Annotated in this window: 18 protein-coding genes; 8 read left to right on the forward strand and 10 right to left on the reverse strand. The window is 71.0% G+C overall.

Going from position 1 to position 20,242, the window contains the following annotated elements; translation table 11 throughout:
* Window positions 1-494: 494 nt before the first annotated feature.
* Complete coding sequence (locus tag ABIA35_RS47325) at window positions 495-1,496, reverse strand: stage II sporulation protein M (protein WP_370347412.1); 1,002 nt, start codon at window positions 1,494-1,496, stop codon at window positions 495-497.
* A 112-nt stretch (window positions 1,497-1,608) separates the two neighbouring features.
* Between ABIA35_RS47325 and ABIA35_RS47330 the strand changes: the two genes are divergently transcribed.
* Complete coding sequence (locus ABIA35_RS47330; protein WP_370347414.1) at window positions 1,609-2,583, forward strand: RDD family protein; 975 nt, start codon at window positions 1,609-1,611, stop codon at window positions 2,581-2,583.
* Between the two features lie 95 nt (window positions 2,584-2,678).
* Here ABIA35_RS47330 and ahcY read toward each other — a convergent pair whose 3' ends face one another.
* The 3 genes from ahcY to ABIA35_RS47345 form a co-directional block, all read right to left on the reverse strand.
* Window positions 2,679-4,136 carry an adenosylhomocysteinase gene (gene ahcY, locus ABIA35_RS47335; RefSeq protein WP_370347416.1) on the reverse strand — a complete coding sequence of 486 codons (1,458 nt, stop codon included), beginning with the start codon at window positions 4,134-4,136 and terminating at the stop codon, window positions 2,679-2,681.
* 66 nt (window positions 4,137-4,202) lie between these two features.
* The gene (locus ABIA35_RS47340) at window positions 4,203-4,376 is read right to left on the reverse strand and encodes a Trm112 family protein (RefSeq protein WP_370347418.1); all 174 of its coding nucleotides are present in this window, start codon (window positions 4,374-4,376) and stop codon (window positions 4,203-4,205) included.
* A 54-nt stretch (window positions 4,377-4,430) separates the two neighbouring features.
* Window positions 4,431-5,795 carry a phosphomannomutase/phosphoglucomutase gene (locus ABIA35_RS47345; RefSeq protein WP_370347420.1) on the reverse strand — a complete coding sequence of 455 codons (1,365 nt, stop codon included), beginning with the start codon at window positions 5,793-5,795 and terminating at the stop codon, window positions 4,431-4,433.
* 176 nt (window positions 5,796-5,971) lie between these two features.
* On the opposite strand from ABIA35_RS47345, the gene ABIA35_RS47350 reads away from it, so the two are divergent.
* Both ABIA35_RS47350 and ABIA35_RS47355 read left to right on the forward strand, forming a co-directional pair.
* Entirely contained in the window at window positions 5,972-6,355 is a 384-nt protein-coding gene (locus tag ABIA35_RS47350) for a DUF3499 domain-containing protein (RefSeq protein WP_370347422.1), read from the forward strand.
* A gap of 66 nt (window positions 6,356-6,421) precedes the next feature.
* Complete coding sequence (locus ABIA35_RS47355) at window positions 6,422-6,925, forward strand: metallopeptidase family protein (protein WP_370347424.1); 504 nt, start codon at window positions 6,422-6,424, stop codon at window positions 6,923-6,925.
* Between the two features lie 57 nt (window positions 6,926-6,982).
* On the opposite strand, the gene ABIA35_RS47360 is transcribed toward ABIA35_RS47355, so the two are convergent.
* The 3 genes from ABIA35_RS47360 to ABIA35_RS47370 form a co-directional block, all read right to left on the reverse strand.
* Window positions 6,983-8,713 carry a DUF5719 family protein gene (locus ABIA35_RS47360; RefSeq protein WP_370347426.1) on the reverse strand — a complete coding sequence of 577 codons (1,731 nt, stop codon included), beginning with the start codon at window positions 8,711-8,713 and terminating at the stop codon, window positions 6,983-6,985.
* Window positions 8,710-12,525, reverse strand: coding sequence for a glycosyltransferase family 2 protein (locus tag ABIA35_RS47365; RefSeq protein ID WP_370362390.1), 3,816 nt, complete (start codon window positions 12,523-12,525; stop codon window positions 8,710-8,712). The genes ABIA35_RS47360 and ABIA35_RS47365 overlap by 4 nt, the downstream gene beginning before the upstream one ends.
* A 275-nt stretch (window positions 12,526-12,800) precedes the next feature.
* Window positions 12,801-13,058, reverse strand: coding sequence for a WhiB family transcriptional regulator (locus tag ABIA35_RS47370; RefSeq protein ID WP_194915663.1), 258 nt, complete (start codon window positions 13,056-13,058; stop codon window positions 12,801-12,803).
* A 477-nt stretch (window positions 13,059-13,535) separates the two neighbouring features.
* Between ABIA35_RS47370 and ABIA35_RS47375 the strand changes: the two genes are divergently transcribed.
* The 3 genes from ABIA35_RS47375 to ABIA35_RS47385 are packed head-to-tail and all read left to right on the forward strand — an operon-like array spanning window position 13,536 to window position 16,010.
* Window positions 13,536-13,763, forward strand: coding sequence for a hypothetical protein (locus ABIA35_RS47375; protein WP_370347430.1), 228 nt, complete (start codon window positions 13,536-13,538; stop codon window positions 13,761-13,763).
* 12 nt (window positions 13,764-13,775) lie between these two features.
* The gene (gene cofD, locus ABIA35_RS47380; protein ID WP_370347432.1) at window positions 13,776-14,750 is read left to right on the forward strand and encodes a 2-phospho-L-lactate transferase; all 975 of its coding nucleotides are present in this window, start codon (window positions 13,776-13,778) and stop codon (window positions 14,748-14,750) included.
* Window positions 14,751-14,753: 3 nt separating this feature from the next.
* A complete protein-coding gene (locus ABIA35_RS47385) occupies window positions 14,754-16,010 on the forward strand; it encodes a coenzyme F420-0:L-glutamate ligase (protein WP_370362391.1) in 1,257 nt (418 codons plus the stop codon).
* Window positions 16,011-16,013: 3 nt separating this feature from the next.
* Here ABIA35_RS47385 and ABIA35_RS47390 read toward each other — a convergent pair whose 3' ends face one another.
* Window positions 16,014-16,448, reverse strand: coding sequence for a nuclear transport factor 2 family protein (locus ABIA35_RS47390; protein ID WP_370347436.1), 435 nt, complete (start codon window positions 16,446-16,448; stop codon window positions 16,014-16,016).
* Window positions 16,449-16,560: 112 nt separating this feature from the next.
* Here ABIA35_RS47390 and ABIA35_RS47395 point away from each other — a divergent pair, with 112 nt between their 5' ends.
* Window positions 16,561-17,034, forward strand: coding sequence for a MarR family winged helix-turn-helix transcriptional regulator (locus ABIA35_RS47395; RefSeq protein ID WP_370362392.1), 474 nt, complete (start codon window positions 16,561-16,563; stop codon window positions 17,032-17,034).
* Here the strand turns inward: ABIA35_RS47395 and ABIA35_RS47400 are convergent.
* Together ABIA35_RS47400 and ABIA35_RS47405 are read right to left on the reverse strand one after the other, a co-directional pair.
* Window positions 17,012-18,112, reverse strand: a complete 1,101-nt coding sequence (locus tag ABIA35_RS47400; protein ID WP_370362393.1) for a DNA-3-methyladenine glycosylase — start codon at window positions 18,110-18,112, stop codon at window positions 17,012-17,014. The genes ABIA35_RS47395 and ABIA35_RS47400 overlap by 23 nt on opposite strands.
* A 27-nt stretch (window positions 18,113-18,139) precedes the next feature.
* Window positions 18,140-19,234, reverse strand: a complete 1,095-nt coding sequence (locus tag ABIA35_RS47405) for a sugar phosphate nucleotidyltransferase (RefSeq protein WP_370347442.1) — start codon at window positions 19,232-19,234, stop codon at window positions 18,140-18,142.
* 153 nt (window positions 19,235-19,387) lie between these two features.
* On the opposite strand from ABIA35_RS47405, the gene ABIA35_RS47410 reads away from it, so the two are divergent.
* Entirely contained in the window at window positions 19,388-20,209 is an 822-nt protein-coding gene (locus ABIA35_RS47410) for a TIGR03089 family protein (protein ID WP_370362394.1), read from the forward strand.
* Window positions 20,210-20,242 lie beyond the last annotated feature (33 nt).

Genomic DNA, 20,242 nt, shown 5'->3' on the forward strand with positions numbered 1-20,242 from the left:
AACCGGGCGCAGTGCCGAGGTCGCATGGCATCACAATTCGTCACACACTGTTGAGTTCTCAAGAAACAGACGCCCGAACCACTCGTCTCAGAACTTTCGTTCCGATCGGCTGCGACCCGGCGTTGTCAGGTCTTGCTGTTTTTCTTTTGTCTTGCTTCGCTTTAGATCTTAGCAGATCCTCTGCGTTCTTCGCAATTTCAGCTATTCGCTTTATTGCGATTGCCGGTTCGGGATTCTTTTTCGAACCCTTGCCCCGGCGGCTTGGTTACTCTAGCATGGTTTCTTTGGGCTCTCGCCCGCCACTCCCGCTTGACAGCAACCCGTCCAACTTACGTTCCCCGAACAGGCGTGTCAACCCGAAGGCCGTTGCCGGTTCATGGAGGGGAACTCCGTAAGTATGGCACACGTCTGAGGCCGCATCCCAATCGGCGGTGTCTACCCATCACTCAGAGGGCTGAAACCATCGGTTCGCTGATCGGACGGCGACCGGGAGACTAAGCCCTCGTGGGTACCACGTCGGCCCTGTCCGCCCTGCTCACGTCGCCTGTCTCGCCGCGTAGCGCGGCCCTGCGGCCGACGTAGAACACGTACACGAGGAACAGCGTCTCGGCCGTGAAGCCGATCGTCAGGCGCACCGGCGCGGATGTGTGCCCGGTCACGAACCCCTCGATCGAGCCGGACACCAACAGCACACATGCCAGTCCCAGCGCCATCGTCCCGAGGACCCGTCCCTGCTCCCCCAGCGCCTCACCCCGGGTCCGCGGCCCCGGCGAGAGGAGCGTCCACGCGATCCGCATTCCGCAACCGCCGGCCACGAAGACCGCGCTGAGTTCCAGCATTCCGTGCGGGGCCACGAGCGACAGGAATGTGCCGAAGCGGCCGTGCGCCGCCATGAAGCCGCCGTCGACGGCCAGGTTCGCCGTGTTCATGTACATGGCGACGAAGGGGAAGACCAGAGTCACTCCCCCGAACAAAGCCAGCGCGGACACCCAGGCGTTGTTCACCCATACCTTGAAGCCGAACGAGCCCGGACTGAACTCCGTGTAGTACGTCTCGAACTGACCGCCGGGGCGGAAGACCCCGTTCACGAGATCGGGAGAAGCCAACTCCCCCTGTACCCGGGGATTCACCGCGATGTACCAGCCCATGAAGAACGCGGCGACCAGTGACACCACCGCAGTGGCGATCCACCAGCGTCGCGCTCTATAGAGCGCAGCGGGAAAGCCGTCCGTGAAGAAGTACAGGAACTCTCTCCACGCCGGAACCCGCGGCCCGGCGATGGCACCGCGAGCTGTCGCCAAGAGGGACGACAGATGGCCGACCACTACAGCGTCCGGCGCCACGGACCTCACTACAGACAAGTGCGTGGCGACGTTCTGGTAGAGCGCCACCAGTTCGTCCGCTTCGGCGCCGTCCAGAGCGCGGCTCCGGTTCGACAACTGCGCGAGACGGGACCACTCCCCACGATGCGCCGCCGCGTATGCGTCGATGTCCACGTCGCAAGCCCCGCCTCTGTGAGAACTCTCCAGTGAGAAACTGTGCGCCCACGGTATGAGCGGTCTACGGTTGCCGCAACAACGTCAGCGGCCCGGAGTGGAGACAACGACCTTGAGCGATCTGGTCATCGGCGAGGGCGTGGCCCTGGATCTCCGGCTCGCCAAGCTGCCGAGCCGGGCGCTGGCCCGGCTCCTGGACCTGCTCGTCCAGGCCGGCCTGCTGGGCGTGCTCGCCGCGGTGCTCGGCATCGTGGCATCGGCCGGCACTGTCGACGACGCCGTGATGGCCGGCCTGATGATCGTCATGACGGTCGCGGTGGTGGTCGGGTATCCGGCGCTGCTGGAGACGGTGACCCGCGGCCGCACCCTGGGCAAGATGGCGCTGGGGCTGCGCGTCGTGCGGACCGACGGCGGCCCCGTGCGGTTCCGGCACGCTCTGGTCCGCGCGCTCACAGGGATCTTCGACTTGTACGCCACCGTCGGTGTGCTGGCGGTGGTCACCTCGTTCTGTTCCAAGCAGGGCCGCCGCACCGGCGACTGGCTGGCCGGGACGGTCGTCGTCCGCGACCGGGCCCCCGACGCCGGCGTGAGCGCCCCCGGGATGGCGGCGCTGGCGATGCCGTATCCATTGCTCGGCTGGGCCCAACAGTTGGACCTGTCCGCGCTGCCGGACGACGTCGCCCTGTCCGCGCGCCAGTACCTGACCCGCATGAACGAGATGCGGACGGACGTCGCCGCGCGCATGGGGCACGAGTTGGCGACCGAAGTCATGCGGTACGTCGCGCTCCCCCCGGCCGGGACGCCGCCGTGGGCCTACCTGGCGGCGATCACCGCCGAGCGGCGGGTACGGCAGATGCGGTCCGTGGAGCGGGCGCAGTGGGAAGCGTGGGCGCGGGGTCCCGGTCAGACTCCGGTCTACGCGGAAACGGCGGCTCCGCCCGCATGGCAGGGGGCTGCGGGAGGCGGGCAGCTGCCGACGATGCCGGTGGCTCCGCAGGTGCAGGACCGGGTACCGGACAGCGTGCCCGAGCCGGCCGCTCAAGCAGAAGCCGAGGACCGCGTCGACGGGTTCAAGCCGCCGGTCTAGCCGCTTCAAGCCGCTTCAAGCCACGCCTACGCGCACAGCCCTTAAAACGCCGAGGCCCGGCTCCGCTAAGCGGAGCCGGGCCTCGAACGCGTATCTCAGTACCGGTAGTGCTCCGGCTTGTACGGTCCCTCGACCGCCACGCCGATGTAAGCGGCCTGCTCCGGCGACAGCTTCGTCAGCCGCACGCCGAGCGCGTCCAGGTGCAGACGCGCCACCTTCTCGTCCAGGTGCTTGGGCAGCACGTAGACGCCGATCGGGTAGTCCGCGGTCTTCGTGAACAGCTCGATCTGCGCGATCACCTGGTTGGTGAACGAGTTCGACATCACGAAGCTGGGGTGGCCGGTGGCGTTGCCCAGGTTCAGCAGCCGGCCCTCGGACAGGACGATGATCGTCTTGCCGTCGGGGAACTTCCAGGTGTGGACCTGCGGCTTGACCTCGACCTTGTCGATGCCCGGGATCTTGGCCAGGCCGGCCATGTCGATCTCGTTGTCGAAGTGGCCGATGTTGCCGACGATCGCCTGGTGCTTCATCGCGGCCATGTCGGCGGCCATGATGATGTCCTTGTTGCCGGTCGCGGTGACGAAGATGTCCCCGATGCCGACCACGTCCTGGAGCGTCGCCACCTGGAAGCCGTCCATCGCCGCCTGCAGGGCGCAGATCGGATCGACCTCGGTGATGATCACCCGGGCGCCCTGGCCGCGCAGCGACTCCGCGCAGCCCTTGCCCACGTCGCCGTAGCCGCACACGACCGCGACCTTGCCGCCGATCAGCACGTCGGTGGCGCGGTTGATACCGTCGACCAGCGAGTGGCGGCAGCCGTACTTGTTGTCGAACTTGCTCTTGGTGACCGAGTCGTTGACGTTGATCGCCGGGAAGAGCAGCGAGCCCTCCTTGGCCATCTCGTACAGCCGGTGCACGCCGGTGGTGGTCTCCTCGGTGACGCCCTTGATGCGCTCGCCGATGGCGGTCCAGCGGTTGCCGTCCTCGCTCAGCGAGCGGCGCAGCAGCGCCAGGAAGACCTGCCACTCCTCGCTGTCGCCGGCCGAGTCCGCCGGCACCGCGCCGGCCTTCTCGAACTCGGTGCCCTTGTGGACCAGCATCGTGGCGTCGCCGCCGTCGTCCAGGATCATGTTCGGACCGGTGTTGCCGTCGCCGGAGTCCGGCCAGCGCAGCATCTTGTCCGTGCACCACCAGTACTCCTCCAGCGTCTCGCCCTTCCAGGCGAAGACCGGGACGCCGGCCGGAGCGTCCGGCGTGCCCTGGCCGACCACGATCGCCGCCGCGGCGTGATCCTGGGTGGAGAAGATGTTGCAGGAGGCCCAGCGCACCTCGGCGCCGAGCGCCGCGAGGGTCTCGATGAGGACCGCGGTCTGCACCGTCATGTGCAGCGAGCCCGAGATGCGCGCCCCGCGCAGCGGCTGCGCTTCCGCGTACTCGGCGCGGATCGCCATCAGGCCGGGCATCTCGTGCTCGGCCAGGGTGATCTCCTTGCGGCCGAATTCGGCCAGGGACAGGTCAGCGACCTTGTAGTCGCTCGGAGTGAGGACGCTCACGGCGTTTCTCCTGTTTCGTCGGCTGACGTTGCGTTTATGAATGTAGCGGTTCGCGGGCCCTACAGCTCACGCAGCCTTGCTGGCCTCGTCGATCAGCAGGACCGGGATGCCGTCGCGGACCGGGTACACCAGCGCGCACTCCGAGTTGGTGCACGCCAGCGCCGAGGCCGACTCCTCCTCGCGCAGCGGCGCGTGGCACTTCGGGCAGGCAAGGATCTCCAGCAGGGAGGGCTCGATCACGGGAGGGCTCCAATCGGGTCGGTGGTGGGGTGGTCGGCGCCGGGCGCCGGACGCTCAGGCGCGGATGATGCCGAGTACCTCGTCGCGCAGCGCGGCCACCGCGCCGTCGTCGGCGGCCTCGATGTTCAGGCGCAGCAGCGGCTCGGTGTTCGACGGCCGCACGTTGAACCACCAGTCCTCGCCGGTGACGGTGAGCCCGTCGAGCTCGTCCACGGTGACGCCGGGCCGGCTCTCGAACGCCGCCCGGACCGCGGCCGCGCGGCCGGCCTGGTCGGCGACCTCGCTGTTGATCTCGCCGGAGGCCGCGTAGCGGGTGTAGTCCGCGGCCAGCTCCGACAGCGGGGCCTGCTGCCCGCCGAGCGCGGCCAGCACGTGCATCGCGGCCAGCATGCCGGTGTCGGCCTTCCAGAAGTCCTGGAAGTAGTAGTGCGCCGAGTGCTCGCCGCCGAAGACCGCGCCGGTCTTGGCCATCTCCTGCTTGATGAAGGAGTGTCCGACCCGGGTGCGGACCGGCACGCCGCCGTGCTCGCGCACGATCTCGGGCACCGCCGCGGAGGTGATCAGGTTGTGGATGATCGTGGCGCCGGGGTGCTTGGCCAGTTCGCGGGCCGCGACCAGGGCGGTGATCGTGGACGGCGAGACCGGCTCGCCGCGCTCGTCGACCACGAAGCAGCGGTCGGCGTCGCCGTCGAAGGCCAGGCCCAGGTCGGCCCCGTGCTCGACCACCGCACGCTGGAGGTCGACCAGGTTCTTCGGGTCCAGCGGGTTGGCCTCGTGGTTCGGGAAGGTGCCGTCGAGCTCGAAGTAGAGGTCGAAGACCTCCAACGGCAGGCCCGCGAAGACCGTGGGGACCGTGTAGCCGCCCATGCCGTTGGCCGCGTCGACGACCACCTTCAGCGGACGGATCGCCGACAGGTCCACCAGCTTGTTGAGGTACGCGGCGTAGTCGTCGAGCATCGCGCGCTGCGTGACCGTGCCGGTCTTGTCCGCCGGCGGCAGGGGCGTGCCGTCGATGATCGCCTGCGCGGCCTGCCGGATCTCCACCAGGCCGGACTCCTGGCCGACCGGCGCCGCACCGGCCTTGCACATCTTGATGCCGTTGTACTTGGCCGGGTTGTGGCTCGCCGTGAACATCGCGCCGGGCATGTCCAGGGCGCCGGAGGCGAAGTAGAGCAGGTCGGTGGAGGCCAGGCCGATCTCCACCACGTCCACACCCCGGGAGGCGGCGCCGCGGGCGAAGGCCGCGGCCAGGTCCGGGGAGCTGGGGCGCATGTCGTGCCCGACGACCACGGAGGGGGCGCCGACGAAATCGGCGAACGCCGCGCCCAGCGCCTCGGTGTCGGTCTCGTCGAGCTGGTCCGGTACGACCCCTCGTACGTCGTATGCCTTGACGATCTGTGACAAGTCGTGCCCGGCCACTGGCTCCCGCCTTCGGTTCTGGTCTCGTACGTGCGGCTGCTTGCGGCGTCGAGCCTATCCCGGGCGGCCGGTCGCGGTGGTGCGACGGTCGCGGGAGGACCCACCCGGACGACCCGAATGAGGACGTAGGGCGTGCCAGTGTTCCATCCGCGCCGGCAAGCGCTAATCTCCACCAAGTGAGCCCAGCCCGCAGATGTTCGCGAACCGCGTGTAGCCGTCCGGCCGTCGCGACGCTCACGTACGTGTACGCGGACTCCACCGCCGTCCTCGGCCCTTTGGCCGCCTACATCGAGCCGCACAGCTACGACCTGTGCGCCGAGCACTCGACCCGGCTGACCGCCCCGCGGGGGTGGGCCGTGCTGCGGTTGACCGCGCCCGACCCGGGACCCTCCCAGCCCTCGTCGGACGATCTGGAAGCCCTGGCCAACGCGGTACGGGAAGCCGCTCGCGGGCCGCGTGGGGAGCGCGGGGCCCGAGGGGAACGCGGGGACGACGGGGACGGTGCGGTTCTCTCGCGCGCCCGGGGACACCTGCGCGCCCTGCCCGATCCCGAGCACTGAACCGGCTCTGAGCCGCCACGGCGGCGAAAGCCGAGGTCACGGCGTAGCCGGCACGACACGCCGGGAATGACTGTCGCCGAGGGACGGATCGCCGGTTACGCTCGACGCGTGCCCATCACTGCCTCGATCAGGTCGGGGGCCGGTCAGGAGCCGCGCCGCCGGAAACACACGCGTGACCGGCGGGGGCGTGGCCTGCGCGGCCCGCTGGCCCCTCCGCAGGTCCCGCTGGCCTTGACGCGCGCGGAGCAGTTCGACGAGCTGGTCCTGGACGCCGTGGAGCGTCTGGAGCGCCGCTGGCCGCGGCTGGCCGAGGTGGAGCTGGCGGTGGAGGAGGTCCCGCCGGCCGACACCGAGAACTGGAGCGACGAGGCCGTACCCCTGGGCCGGGTGATCGCCGACCGTCCCGGCGAGCCGGTGCGGATCGTGGTGTACCGGCGGCCGGTGGAGGCCCGGGCGGCCGGGCGGCCGGAGCTGGCGGACCTGGTCTACGAAGTGGTCGTGGAGCAGGTCGCTGAGATGCTCGGCATGGAGCCCGACGAAGTGGACGAGGGACGGGACGCGGACGACTGACAAGTCAGCCGTCCGCTTTTCCCTATATATAAGGAGTAGTTCCTTATATATGCCGTCTCAGCGTGCGACCGCACCAGACAGGTCGGGCGCGACCGGCGGCACCGCCGCCGACAACCGCGCGTCCTGCAGCACCTCCGCGGTGACCTGCATGCCCCCCTTGCCCGGCAGGTCCGACAGGATGCGGGCGCCGTACACCGGATCGGACCCCGGCTGGGGCTGGACGACCGTGGTGAACCAGGCCGTGGCCTTCGGCGTGTAGGCGACCGTGCTGTTCGCCGGGATCTGCACCGAGTCCACGGCGGCCTTGCCGTCCGCGCCGATGGTCGTGACCTGGACCGTCGACCCCTTGGTCCCGGTGCTGGTCAGGATCAGCGTGCTCTTGGCCGCGCCGCCGACGTTGCTGTCGGCGACGATCGCCTGGTTGGCGACCGGCGGGGTCGGGGCCAGGTAGGCGGTGTCCAGCGTGTTGCTCTTCTGGTCGGACTCGACCAGCCGGACGCCGCTGACGAACGAGCCGCCGCTGCCGACGATCTGCAGCGCCGCCGACTCGGTCTTGTCCCGGTCGTCGGGGAGCATGTTCAGTATGACCGTCTTGCCCGGGTCGATGTTCAAGGGGCTGTCGCGCTTGGTGTAGCCCTTGCCCGGGTCCTGGGTCTGCCCCGACAGCTCGAACCTGCCGCTCTTGCCGTACCAGTAGACGTGGTCGATGCTGACCGGCACGTCGCTGGTCGCGGTGATGACGAGGTCGAACTTCGTCAGGGCGTCCCCCGGAGCGGGGATGCCCGGGATGGTCTGCGTCGTCTGGGCGGCCTCGGCCGGCGTCTGGGCCGGGATGAAGTCCAGGCCCCGGCCGGTCTTGACGTCGCTCTGCTGCGGCTTGTCGATGTCCAGCACCTGGGCCGCGACCCGGCCCTCGGTTGTCGTGACGTGCACGCTGGCCACCGCGCTGGACTGCGCGGCGGTGCCCAGCACGGTGCTGAGCAGGATCGAGTCCGAGGCCTTGGGCAGCACGGTGATGTCGTGGCCGACCGTGCCGGTGTCGATCTTGCCGTCCTGGCCGAAGAACGTCAGGTTGACGGTCGCCGGGGCGCTGTCGGTGTTCGCCAGGTACAGGTAGGAGTCACGGTCGGCGGTGCCCACCGAGACCCCGGCGAACCAGAAGTCGGTGCTCGGGGCCGTGCACGGCGTGGCGGCCATGCCGCGCTGCAGGCCGCTGTCGCTGCGGATCACCTCGTCGGAGGTGAAGCCGGGGGCGTAGGAGCCGGTGGCCTGGAAGACCAGCGGCACCGAGCTCGGCAGGCCGGCGGCGTCGCTGATGCTGTTGAACTGCGTGATCGCCGGGGAGGTCGAGCGGGCACCGGGGGTCCCGATCTTCATCGAGGCGAAGGGTTTGCCGTCGACGTACTGCGCACCGGCACCGTCGGTCGCGGTGGCGGCGTTGCCGGAGGGCGTGAACGCCGTGAAGGTCGTCGAGGTGTCCGGCGGGGCGCCGATCTCACCCTGGCAGACCGACGTGGCGCTGCCGATCGGCAGGGTGCGCGAGGTCTGCTCGCTGATCGCGGACTTGTCCTGGTTCCGGGTCGAGAAGCCGTAGCCGAGGCCGGCCAGCAGGACCACCGCGACCACGCCGAGGGCCCCGAAGGTGGAGATCGGCGAGGTGCGGGTCTTGGCCAGGGCGCGGCCCCGGGGGGCGCCGGACGGGCCGGCTCCGGCGGAGCCGGTCGGGCGCACGGGGCGCTGCGGGCGGTCGCCGGCGCCGGGGCGCGCGGGACGGGTCGGCCGGCTCATCGGTGGCCTCCCTGCCGGTAGTCGTCGGTCTCGAAGTCGGGGCGCTCGTATTCGCCGGTGCCGGGGCGCAGGTAGCCGCCGTAGGCTTCGGGGTTCTCGTACTCGCCGCTGTATTCGGCGGCGCCGTACTCGTGGCCGCCGTACTCGTACGCTTCAGGGTGCTGCTGCGCATAGGGATCCGGCTGCTGCTGCGCATATGCGTCGGGCTGCTGTGCGTACGGATCCTGTTGGTACTGCTGTGCGTACGGATCCTGTTGCGCGTACTGCCCTTGCTGGTACTGCTCTTGGGGGTATTGCTCCTGCTGGTACTGCTCTTGGGGATACTGCTCCTGCTGGTACTGCTGCTCTTGCGGGTACTGCTCCTGCTGGTACTGCTGCTCTTGCGGGTACTGCTCCTGCTGGTACTGGTACTGGTCGTGCCCGCCCTCGTATTCGTTCTGATACGAGGGATAGTCCGCCTCGGCCTGAACCACGGGTTCCGGCTCGGGCTCGGGCTCCTGCTCGCGGCTGTGCTGGCCGGGCAGGCTCGGCGGGACGTACTCGTCGGCCTCCGCGGCCGCGCCCCGGTTCTCCGCACGGCCGCCGGTCGGCAGCGCCATGATCAGCGCGAAAAGGAAGATCAGGCCCTCGGCGACCAGCCACACGGTGCGTGACATGTCCGAGTAGGAGACCGTCACCGTGCCGCCGGCGGCCGGCAGCAGGAAGCCCTGCGCCCAGCCGTCGACCGTGACCCGCGGCAGGTCGGCCCCGTTCATCCGCGCCGACCAGTTGCTGTCCGCGTCCTCGGCGAGCACCAGCTGGCGGCCGTCCTGGCCGGCGGCCACGGTCGCCTTCACGGTGCGCTCGTCGGCGCTGGTCTGCTGCAGCGCCTTGGGGTCGGTGGTGCCGGGGCCGCGCAGCGAGAGCCGGGAGGCCGGGTTGGAGATCATCCAGAGGTTGACGCCCTGGATCTGCGACTGCCGGTCCAGGCCGGGGGTCGCGTCCAGGATGTGGACGTAGTCCGGGGCCAGGGTCTTCATGCCCACCACGTAGCGGACGCCCAGCGAGGCCAGCCCCTGCAGCTCGCCGCCGCCGGAGTCCGAGAGCAGGCCGCCGACCAGGGTGTTGATCCGCGCGGCGTCGGCCGCCGGGACCTGGTAGTCGGCGTCGCCGAGGCTGGCGCCGTTGTCCCGGACGATGCCGTAGCCGATCACGGTCTGCGCGCCGGAGCCCAGGATCAGGGCCCGCGGCTGGTCGGGCATCTGGGACTGCACCGAGACCACGGCCGGGCGGAAGTCCGCGGTGGCGCGCTGGACGGGCCCCGCGACGCCGTGGGTGACCCACCAGGCCGCCGCGGCGACCGGGGTGGCGACCGCGGCCAGCGTCACCACCAGCGCGGCCGGCTGGCGCCAGCTGACCTGCGAGGCATGGAAGTAGTCGCGCGCGCCCTCGGCGCCGATCACCGCGGCCACGATCAGGCCGAAGCCGATCGCCGCGGTCGGCACGCCGCTCCAGGGCTGCTGCGGCAGGCCGCCGGCCAGGCCGGTCGGGTGCACCTGGAGCGCCAGCAGGCCGGCGGCGAAGCCGGCCAGCGCCAGTGTCCAGCCGGCGAAGCTCAGGCGGCGGCGCGGACCGCTGCGCAGCAGGCTGGCCAGGCCCGCCAGGAACAGGCCGCCGGTGAACCAGTACGTGTAGGTGCCCGGACCGCCGGGGTTGGCCAGCAGCAGGTGCGTGGGGTCCGGCTGTGTACCGGGAACCGGCGCCAGGCCGGGCTCCAGCAGGAACGCCGCCGGGTGCTTCACCAGCTGCAGCGACCACGGCATGAGCACCGCGATCGGCGTCACCAGCAGGATCGCCAGCCGGACCAGCACGGTGGCGAAGTCCGCGGTGGAGCGCCAGAACACGGTCAGCGTGGCGCCGGCGGCGAGCGCCACGGCCAGCACCCAGATGATCGGGGCGAACGCCATGGCGACGGCGATCGCGAACGCGGCCGGCCAGGCGGCGCGCACAGAGCCCTTACGCCCCGGTCCCCCTATGGCGAGCAGCACTCCGGAAGCCACCAGAGGCAGCAGCGTGATGCCGACCGCCGAGCCCAGCCGGCCGCCGGAGATCGCTCCGGTCACCGCGGGCAGCAGCGCGTAGGCGGCGGCTCCCCAGACCCGCATGGCACTGGAGGAGACGGTGCGCTTGAGCACCGCGTAAGCGGTCAGTCCGGACAGCGGCACGGAACCGAGCAGCAGGACCGTCACCGCCAGGCTGGCGTGACCGAACAGCAGGGTGCCGACCAGGGCCACGACCGCCAGATACGGCGGCGCCGGGGAGGTGGAGCCGGTGGCCACGCCGTGCCAGGGAGCCAGGAAGTCGTGCCAGAGGTCGGAGGCCCCGTTGGGCGCCGGCAGCAGCACGCCGCCCATCAGGCGGCCGCCGGTCAGCAGGTTCCGGGCGGACACCATCATCACGACGGTCAGGGCCAGCCACACGAAGTTGCCGGGCATCCGGACCGCGCGGATCAGCCAGGGCGTCCCGGAGTCGAAGGACTCGGCCTCCTCGGAGACCGGGCCGCTCTCGATCGAGCCGCCGGTGGCCTCGTCCTCGCGCTGGTTCCGGGACCGGAAGCCCTCGAAGGCGTCCTCGAAGGTGTGGCGGAAGACCTGCAGCCGCGAGGGGAACAGTCCGGAGAGGTCCACCGGGCTCTGCGCCCGCGTGCGCGCCCGCGCACGCCGGGCGCGCACGATGCGGTCCAGGCGGCCGGCGTACGCCAGGGCGGCCAGGACCTCGTCCGCGGCCATCAGCGGGGCCTTGTTGAGCACCAGGCCGATCGCGCGCAGCAGCGACCAGAAGAACAGGCGCAGGAACGTCAGTATCGGGAAGCGGCCGGCGTGGTTGACGGTGACCGCGTACAGCGCGTGCTGGCGGTCCTCGAAGTGCGGCCGCGAGACGCCGGCGCTGATCCGCCGCTCGCCGCGGGCGGCCGCCTCAGCGTGCCAGAGCACCGCCTTGGGCGCGGTGAGCACCTCGTAGCCGGCGTTGTTCGCGCGCCAGCAGAAGTCCAGGTCGTCCCGGAACATCGGGATGGCGCGGTCGAAGCCGCGCAGCCGGTCCCAGACCTCGCGCCGGATGAGCATGCCGGCGCTGGACACCGAGAGCACCGGGGTCGGCTCGGCGTGCTGGCCCTGGTCGTGCTCGCCGTCCTCCAGGCCGGTCCAGCGGCGGCCGTCGGCGGTGACCGTGACGCCGACCTCGAGCAGCTGCTCGCGGTCGACCCAGCCGCGGATCTTGGGGCCGATGACGCCGGCGGCGGGGTTGCGGTCCCCCACCTCCAGCAGCCGCAGCAGGGCGTCGGGGGCGGGCTCGGAGTCGTCGTGCAGCAGCCACAGCCACTCCACAACCGGGCCGTCGCCGCGGCCGTAGAGGTCGAAGTCGGCCACCGGGGCGGCCTTGAGCGCGTGGTTCACGGCGGTGCCGAAGCCGGTGTTGCGCTTGGTCTGCAGCACCGCCTCCGGACCGAGGTTCTCGTCCAGGACGGCCAGGGAGTCGTCCTTGGACCCGGTGTCCACGGCCAGGATCCGCTGGGGCGCGCGCAGCTGCCCGAGCAGGCCCTTGAGCGAGTCGTCCAGCCAGCGGGCACCGTCGTGGGAGACGATGACCGCGGTGACCACGTGGTTCGGGAAGGCGTTGACCGCCGCCTCGGCGGCGGCACGGCGGCGGGCCTCGACGTCGGCGACGGCGAACTGCCCGGTCCCGCCGGGCTGGGCGCCGTAGGCCCCGGCGGGGTACTGGCCGGTGGCGGCCAGGCCGCCGGTCCGATATCCGGAATCTGGGTACTGGGACATACTGCGCTGGCACCGGCTCCGGTCTGGAGGAATCCCCCGCTCGGGGGCGGACTGAGGGTCCACCATACGCGAGGGTCCGACGATGCTGACCGGCTATGCCGTTATGCCCGAATTGCGTTCCCGGGCAAGGAAAGAGGGCCGCAGAGCACTCACTGAAGAGTCCTCATCGAGTTCTCTTCAGCCGGTCCCGCGGCCACCGGAATCCGGGCGAACCGGTCATACCGGTATCGCGCGAATCTGCCTGCTGCTCGCCCTGCCGCCTGTCATACCGCTGGTCACACCGCAGCGCGCTTGAGCCGTCTGCGCTCCCGCTCGGACAGCCCGCCCCAGATCCCGAAGCGCTCGTCGTTGGACAGCGCGTAGGACAGGCACTCGGCCTTGACCTCGCAGTTGAGGCAGATCTTCTTCGCCTCCCGGGTCGACCCGCCCTTCTCCGGGAAGAAGGACTCGGGGTCGGTCTGCGCGCACAGGGCGCGGGACTGCCAACCGCGGTCCTCGTCGACCCCGTTGTGGAGCGGGTAAATGCGGTACACCTCGGCGTGACAAGCCTCTTCCGCGCCCTCTGTGTTCTCCGCGGCCTCGGCCACCGCAACGCCTCCTGGCCCTACCTTGTCCGCACGGAAGAAGATCACTCCCCGTGCGGAGATCATCACGACACGTTTGAAATTACACGCGCGTCATTACCGGGCCGTCAAGCCGGGATCTGGTAGCGACCATGCGATTCACCTGTTGGAGCTAATACGCGCCCCCACCATGCGGACGCCGCTTGACAGCGGCACCCCTCGCCGGATGGGGTGGGGGCATCATGAACGCACGCATCGTGACCGCCGAGAGCCGCCGGGGCCTGAACCCCGTCGCGGCGCAGGTCACCGCTGCGCGCACCGCGATGGACGCCATGGAGTCCTGTCGCGGTCTGTGTTGTCGCTGTCGCTGTCACAGCTGACCGAACCCACAGACCCGACCGTTGCCCGGCCCGTCGGAGGCCGGACGTCCTTGCGGAGTTTTCCCCCATGCCGGACCAGGCTTCCCCGACGGCGACGACCGCCGGCCTCACGTTCTCCCACGACGCGCTCGCGCCGGACCTCGTCGCGCTGTTCCTCGGCGCCACCCCGCACCCGGACATCGTGGTCCCCGAGCCCACGGTGACGATCGCCGATCTCGCGGCCGCCGCGCGCGCCGACGGGCTGGCGGCCGCCGGGCTGCGGTGGGACGCAGCCCGGCAGCGCTTCGCCTCCTGAAATACTGTTTGCATGCGCATCACAGCCCTTGCCGGAGGTGTCGGCGGAGCCCGGTTCCTCCGCGGCCTGCTCGCGGCCGCCCCGGAAGCCGACGTCACCGTGATCGGCAACGTCGGCGACGACATGACCATGCACGGCCTGCGGATCTGTCCGGACCTGGACACCGTCATGTACACCCTCGGCGGCGGGATCCACGAGGGGCAGGGCTGGGGCCGCGTCGACGAGACGTTCGGGGTGGCCGACGAGCTGAAGGCCTACGGCGTGGGCCCGGACTGGTTCACCCTCGGCGACAAGGACATCGCCACCCACCTGGTGCGCTCGCAGATGCTCGGCGCCGGCTACCCGCTGTCGGCGGTCACCGAGGCCCTGTGCACCCGCTGGGAGCTCCCGGTGCGGCTGCTGCCCTCCACCGACGAGCGGGTCGAGACGCACGTCGTGGTCGACGACGCCGAGGCCCCGGGCGGGCGCCGCGCGGTCCACTTCCAGGAGTACTGGGTCCGGATGCACGCGCCCGACGCGCGGGCCGTCGTCTCGGTCGGCGTGGAGAACGCCAAGCCGGCGCCGGGCGTGCTGGAGGCGATCTCCGAGGCGGACGTGATCGTGCTGCCGCCGTCCAACCCGGTGGTCTCGGTCGGCACCATCCTGGCGATCCCCGGCATCCGGGAGGCCGTGGCCGGCGCGGCGGCCCCGGTGGTGGGCCTGTCGCCGATCGTCGGCGGCGGCCCGGTGCGCGGCATGGCGGACAAGGTGCTGGCCGCGGTCGGCGTGCAGGTGTCGGCGGCGGCCGTCGCCCGGCACTACGGCGCGGACCTGCTGGACGGCTGGCTGGTCGACGCGGACGCCGACACCGCGGCGGTCGCCGAGGTCGAGGCGGCCGGCATCGCCTGCCGCGCGGTCCCGCTGATGATGTCCTCGCCGGAGGCCACGCAGGCGATGGCGCAGGCGGCGCTGGACCTGGCCGCCGAGATCTCCTCGAACCGGCGCTGACCGATGGCCTGGAGTTCCTACACGGTCCACGCCGTCGGCGGCATCCCCGAGGTCGGACCCGGCGACGACGTGGCGGCGCTGATCGGCGCCGCGGTCACCGCCTCCGGGCTGGGCCTGCGGGACGGCGACATCCTGTGCGTCACCTCCAAGATCCTGTCCAAGGCCGAGGGCCGGGTGGTCCGGGCCGAGGACCGCGAGGCCGCGATCGACGCCGAGATGGTGCGCCTGGTCGCGCGCCGCGGGCCGACGCGGATCGTGCAGACCCGGCACGGCTTCGTGATGGCCGCGGCCGGCGTGGACGCCTCCAACACCCCGGCCGGCACCGTGCTGCTGCTGCCGGAGGACCCCGACGGCTCGGCGCGGGATATCGCCTCCGCCCTGCGGGACCGGTTCGGCGTCTCGGTGGGCGTGATCGTCACCGACACCTTCGGGCGGCCGTGGCGGGAGGGCCAGACCGACGTGGCCCTGGGTTGCGCCCACCTCGACGCGCTCCTGGACCACCGCGGGACGACGGACGCCTTCGGCAACCAGCTGCAGGTGACGGCCGCGGCCACGGTCGACGAGCTGGCCGGCGCCGGCGAGGTGGTGAAGGGCAAGGCCGACGGCGTGCCGGTCGCGCTGATCCGCGGGCTGGGCGAGCTGGTGACCGCCGAGCCGGGACCCGGGGTGCGGCCGCTGATCCGGTCCGCGGAGAACGACATGTTCTCGCTGGGAACCACGGAGGCGATGCGCGAGGGAGTGCTGCGGCGCCGGACGACGCGGTGGTTCGCCTCGGACCCGGTGCCCGGGGAGACGGTGCGGCGCGCCGTGGCCGCGGCTGTGACCGCTCCCGCGCCTGTGACTGCTACTGCTTCCGGTTCCGGTTCCGGTTCCGGTTCCGATTCCGAGGACGAGGCGGCACCGTGGCGGTTCGTTCTGGTGGAGTCCGAGACCGGGCGTAAAGCGTTCGCCAGTGCGCTGGCCGACTCTGTTCTTGAGGCCGCGCCCTATCTGGTCGTCCCCTGCTACCTCACTACAGCATCTGCGAGTACGGAGTTCCTCACGGCGTCGCTCGGCGCCGCTGTGGAGAACTTCCTGGTGACCCTCGCGGCCGACGGCATCGGTTCTGCGTGGACCAATGCGGACCCCGACTCAGTCAGGGAGCTCTTAGCGCTTCCCGACGGATGGGAACCGCTGGGAATCATCGCTATAGGGAAACCCGCGGAGGCGCCGGCTGCGGCAGCTCCGCGGGATCCCGAGGACTTCATCGCTGTGCGCTGACCCTCACAGCGCCGGAGCCGGCTCCCCCACCCGGAACTTCGGCTCGACGATCAGCTCGTTGATCCGCCAGCCCTCCGCGGTCCGCACCAGCTTGTTGCGGTACTGCCCGACGATGATGCGCACCGGGGCGGGGCTGTCGGTATGCCCGAACGAGCCGGACACGTACGCACGGACTGTGGCGGTGTCGCCTTGGACGTTCACCAGGATGCTGTTGAACTGGTGCGCCAGGCGCTCGTAGCCCTCGTGGTTCGCGCGCGCCTGCTCGATCAGCGCCTCGCGCCCTTCCTTCGTCCCGCCGGGCGTCGTCCCCACGACGTCCTCGGTCAGGATCTCCTTCAGCCCGTCGAAGTCGTGCTCGTCCAGGCAGCGGCCCAGGTTCACGAACAGGTCGGTGATCTCCGCGCGGTCCGCGAGGGTCTGGATGTCGTAGCCGGTCATCGTCGTCTCCCCATCAACCAATCGTTGGCTCGGCCAACGTTTTGTTGGCATGACCAATGTTGGCTCGACCAACGACTTATGTCAACCGGTCGGCGCGAAGTAGGCTGCGGCCATGGATCCGCTCGGCGCCCCCGCCCGCCTGCAAAGCCGCGTGATCTGGCTGTTGGGCCAGACCTCCAACCAGGGCCACCGGCTGATCAGCGAGCGGATGCACGCCACCGGCGTGCCGAGCCGGTCGTACTACCCGCTGCTGGCGGCGCTCGCCGAGACCGGCGCGACCAGCCAGGCGGACCTCGGACGCCGCATCGGCCTGGACCGCAGCGACGTCACCGCGGCGGTGACGGACCTGGAAGGGCGCGGGTTCCTGGACCGCGCGCCAGACCCGGCGGACCGACGGCGCAACCTGGTGCGGATCACCGCGCAGGGCGAGAGGTTCCTCGGCGAGTTGGACGGGCACCTGGACACCGCGCAGGAGCAACTGCTGGCCCCGCTGTCACCCGACGAGCGCAGGGCGCTGAAAGACATGCTGGCGCGTCTGGTGGCGCACCACATCGGGCTCCCTATCAGCGATACAGAAGAGCGCTGACGCGATAGCGGTGACCGCGATAGGGCTCCAGGAGCTCCAGCATGCGGTCGTCGTTCCACGTCATGCGTGGTTCCCCCAGAGCACCGCACACGATGCGCGGCAGATGGAGGTCGCCCACGGAGACCGCGTCCGCGTCGCCGTGCGCGCGGTGCATCACTTCGGCGGCCGTCCAGACCCCGATGCCGGGCACTGTGCGGATGCGGCGCGCCGCCTCATCGCGCTCCATCCCCACGGTCTCCTCCAAGCGGGCGGCGACGCGGGCGGCTCCCAGGACGGCCCGGGAGCGCTTGCCGTCCACCCCGGCTCGGTGCCACTCCCAGGACGGGATCAGAGCCCATTCCCGGGGTGAGGGCGAAACGCATAAGCGGACGTCCGCAGGGGCCCCCGGAGCGGGAATCCCATAGCGCCGCACCAACAGTTGGTACGCGCGGTGCGCCTCCTGCACGGTCACCCGCTGCTCCAGCACCGCCGGCACCAGCGAGTCCCAGACCCGGCCGCTGCGCATCACGCGGAAGCCACGGTTGCGGCGCAGCGACTGGATCAGCTGTGGATTGCCTTGCGACGCCACGAGTTCGGCGAACTCCGCGCGCACCTCTTCGGTGTCACAGAGTCCGAGCAGATCGGGCAGCGTCTTGAGAAGCCACGGCGCGCCGGGGCCCCAGGCCTCGGCGTCGACGGTCTCGGTGGTCACCCGGCACAGCCGCAGGGTTCCCGGCTCGCCGGACGGAGTGCGACAGCCGAGCCACAGCGAGTTGTCCGCAGCGCGGCGGAAGGTGGGGTCGCCCGAACCGCGCCGCAGAGCGGTCACCGTCATGGTGAGGTCGTAGCCCGGGTCGACGACGACGGTGGCGCGGGCCTCGGGCTCCGCGGGCGGCTCGGGGGGCTCGGAGGACTCGGGCGGCGCCGCCGGTGCCTGGCGCGCTGCCGGGACGGCGGGGCGCCGGGCCGGGGCCGTACGGCGCCGTTCGAAGGCGGCGCCGCCGCTGCGGCCCTTGCGGGCGGCCCACACTGCCCGGATGTCGCCGCCTGCCCAGGTGTCGCCGCCCGCGTTGTCCTGGTTCTCCGTGTTCTCCGTCATCGCGCAGGAGAGTCTGCCACCGGCGTCCTATTCGTCGCTGGAGAACCGCACAGCCTTGTCCGGCAGCACCGCCCCGCACCAGACGCGCGCGCCGGCCCGCAGCTCGTTGTCCGCGCCGATCACCGCGCCGTCGCCGATCACCACGTTGTCCAGCACCGTGTTCGCGCCGACCCGCACGCCGGCACCGATGATCGAGCACGTCACCTGTGCGCCGGCGCCGATCACCGCGCCGGCCTCCAGGACCGAGGCGCTCACGCGGGCGCCGGACTCGATCACCGCGCCGGAGCCGACGGTGGTGCCGGCGTCGGCCACCGCGTCGTCGGCGATCCGCGCGCCGGCCAGGATCAGGGCCTCGGTGGTGCCGCGCTCGGCCGGGGTGGGCACCGCGGAGGAGGTCACGACGCCCATCACCAGGTCGGCCGAGCCCTTGGCGAACGCCGCCGGCGTGCCCAGGTCCAGCCAGTAGGACTGCTCGACCACGCCGAGCACCTTCGCGCCGGCGCTGAGCAGGCCCGGGAAGGTCTCGCGCTCCACCGAGACCCGGCGGCCGACGGGGATCTCGTCGATGCGGGAGCGCTGGAAGACGTAGCAGCCGGCGTTGATCTGGTCGGTGACGATGTCCTCGGGGCGCTGCGGCTTCTCCAGGAAGGCCGTCACCCAGCCCTCGGCGTCGGTGGGGACCAGGCCGAAGGGGCGCGGGTCGGTCACCCGGGACAGGTGCAGCGTGACGTCGGCGCCGCGCTCGCGGTGCGCCTCGACCAGCGCGGCGATGTCCACGCCGGACAGGATGTCGCCGTTGAACACCAGGACCGGCTCGTCCGGGTCGCTGGTGAGCTTGTCGGCCACGTTCCGGATGGCGCCGGCGGTGTCCAGCGGCACGTCCTCGGTCACGTAGACCAGTTCCAGGCCCAGGTCGGCGCCGTCGCCGAAGTACTGCTCGAAGACCTCGGCCTTGTACGCGGTGGCGAACACCACGCGGTGGACCCCGGCGTCCTTGGCGCGGACCAGCTGGTGGGTCAGGAATGGGACACCCGCCACCGGAAGCATCGGCTTGGGGGTGTTCACCGTCAGCGGACGCAGGCGTGTGCCCTTGCCACCCACCAAAAGGATCGCTTCGGTCACGCTCGTGTCCCCTCACCAGTTCTCTCAGCGCGCCGTGCTCTACGAACACCGCGCATGGCTGTGCACACCCGGCACGCCGTGCGGGCCAGCATAAACGGTCCTTGACCGACGTGCTTGCGCAACAGCAGCCTGTTTCCCCCGTATCCTCTCGGCGTGACCGCAGCGAACAGTAGTTTCCCGGACGTGTGGCGAGCCGCGCTCGCCATGGGCCCGTCCCGGCCGTTCCTGACGTACTACGACGACCACACCGGCGAGCGGGTGGAGCTGTCCTACGCCACGTTCGACAACTGGGTCGCCAAGACCGCCAACCTGATCCAGGACGAGATGGCCCTGGCTCCCGGCGACGAGGTCGCGATCCTGCTGCCGACGCACTGGCAGACCCCGATCTGGCTGCTGGCCTGCTGGACCGCCGGCGTGGTGGCCAGCGTCGGTGAGGACTCGGCGGCCGCCGAGCGCGCCGCGGCCGTGGTCGCCGGCCCCGACCGGCTGGAGGAGGCGCTGGCGTGCAAGGGCGAGCGGATCGCGCTGGCGCTGCGGCCGCTGGGCGCGCGGTTCCCCAACGTTCCTCAAGGTTTCACCGACTATGCCGCGGTCGCCCCGGCGCAGCCGGACGTGTTCGCTCCGTACTCCCCCGTCACCGCCGACAGCCCGGCCCTGGTCGCCGACGGGAACAGCTGGACCCACGGGGAACTGGTGCGGGACGCGGCCGAGGCGGCGGCACGCTGGGGCCTGCGCACCGGCAGCCGGGTTCTCAGCGGTTGCGCCTATGATTCACGGCCGGAGATCCGCGCGGCTTTCACATCCGAGCTCGCCGTGGGCGCTTCCTTGGTACTGTGCCGGAATGTCGACCCGGCGAGACTCCCGGGGCGCATGGCTTCGGAGAAGGTGAACGCGCGGGTCGCGTCCCTGTCCGGAGGCGGTGGCGGCGAGAGTGGAACCGCTGAGGGCACTCTCGGCGTGCTTCCTGTCGAGTAACGTCTTCGCGCGGTGAAGCATCCGCGGTGGCGA

This window comes from Catenulispora sp. MAP12-49 (assembly GCF_041262705.1).
Taxonomy (GTDB): domain Bacteria; phylum Actinomycetota; class Actinomycetes; order Streptomycetales; family Catenulisporaceae; genus Catenulispora.

Coding starts and splice junctions, on each gene's coding strand:
- ABIA35_RS47355 (WP_370347424.1), top strand. CDS start 6,422: ATGACTGTCGCCGAGGGACGGATCGCCGGTTACGCTCGACGCGTGCCC.
- ABIA35_RS47360 (WP_370347426.1), bottom strand. CDS start 8,713: ATGAGCCGGCCGACCCGTCCCGCGCGCCCCGGCGCCGGCGACCGCCCG.
- ABIA35_RS47365 (WP_370362390.1), bottom strand. CDS start 12,525: ATGTCCCAGTACCCAGATTCCGGATATCGGACCGGCGGCCTGGCCGCC.
- ABIA35_RS47375 (WP_370347430.1), top strand. CDS start 13,536: ATGCCGGACCAGGCTTCCCCGACGGCGACGACCGCCGGCCTCACGTTC.
- cofD (WP_370347432.1), top strand. CDS start 13,776: ATGCGCATCACAGCCCTTGCCGGAGGTGTCGGCGGAGCCCGGTTCCTC.
- ABIA35_RS47385 (WP_370362391.1), top strand. CDS start 14,754: ATGGCCTGGAGTTCCTACACGGTCCACGCCGTCGGCGGCATCCCCGAG.
- ABIA35_RS47390 (WP_370347436.1), bottom strand. CDS start 16,448: ATGACCGGCTACGACATCCAGACCCTCGCGGACCGCGCGGAGATCACC.
- ABIA35_RS47395 (WP_370362392.1), top strand. CDS start 16,561: ATGGATCCGCTCGGCGCCCCCGCCCGCCTGCAAAGCCGCGTGATCTGG.
- ABIA35_RS47400 (WP_370362393.1), bottom strand. CDS start 18,112: ATGACGGAGAACACGGAGAACCAGGACAACGCGGGCGGCGACACCTGG.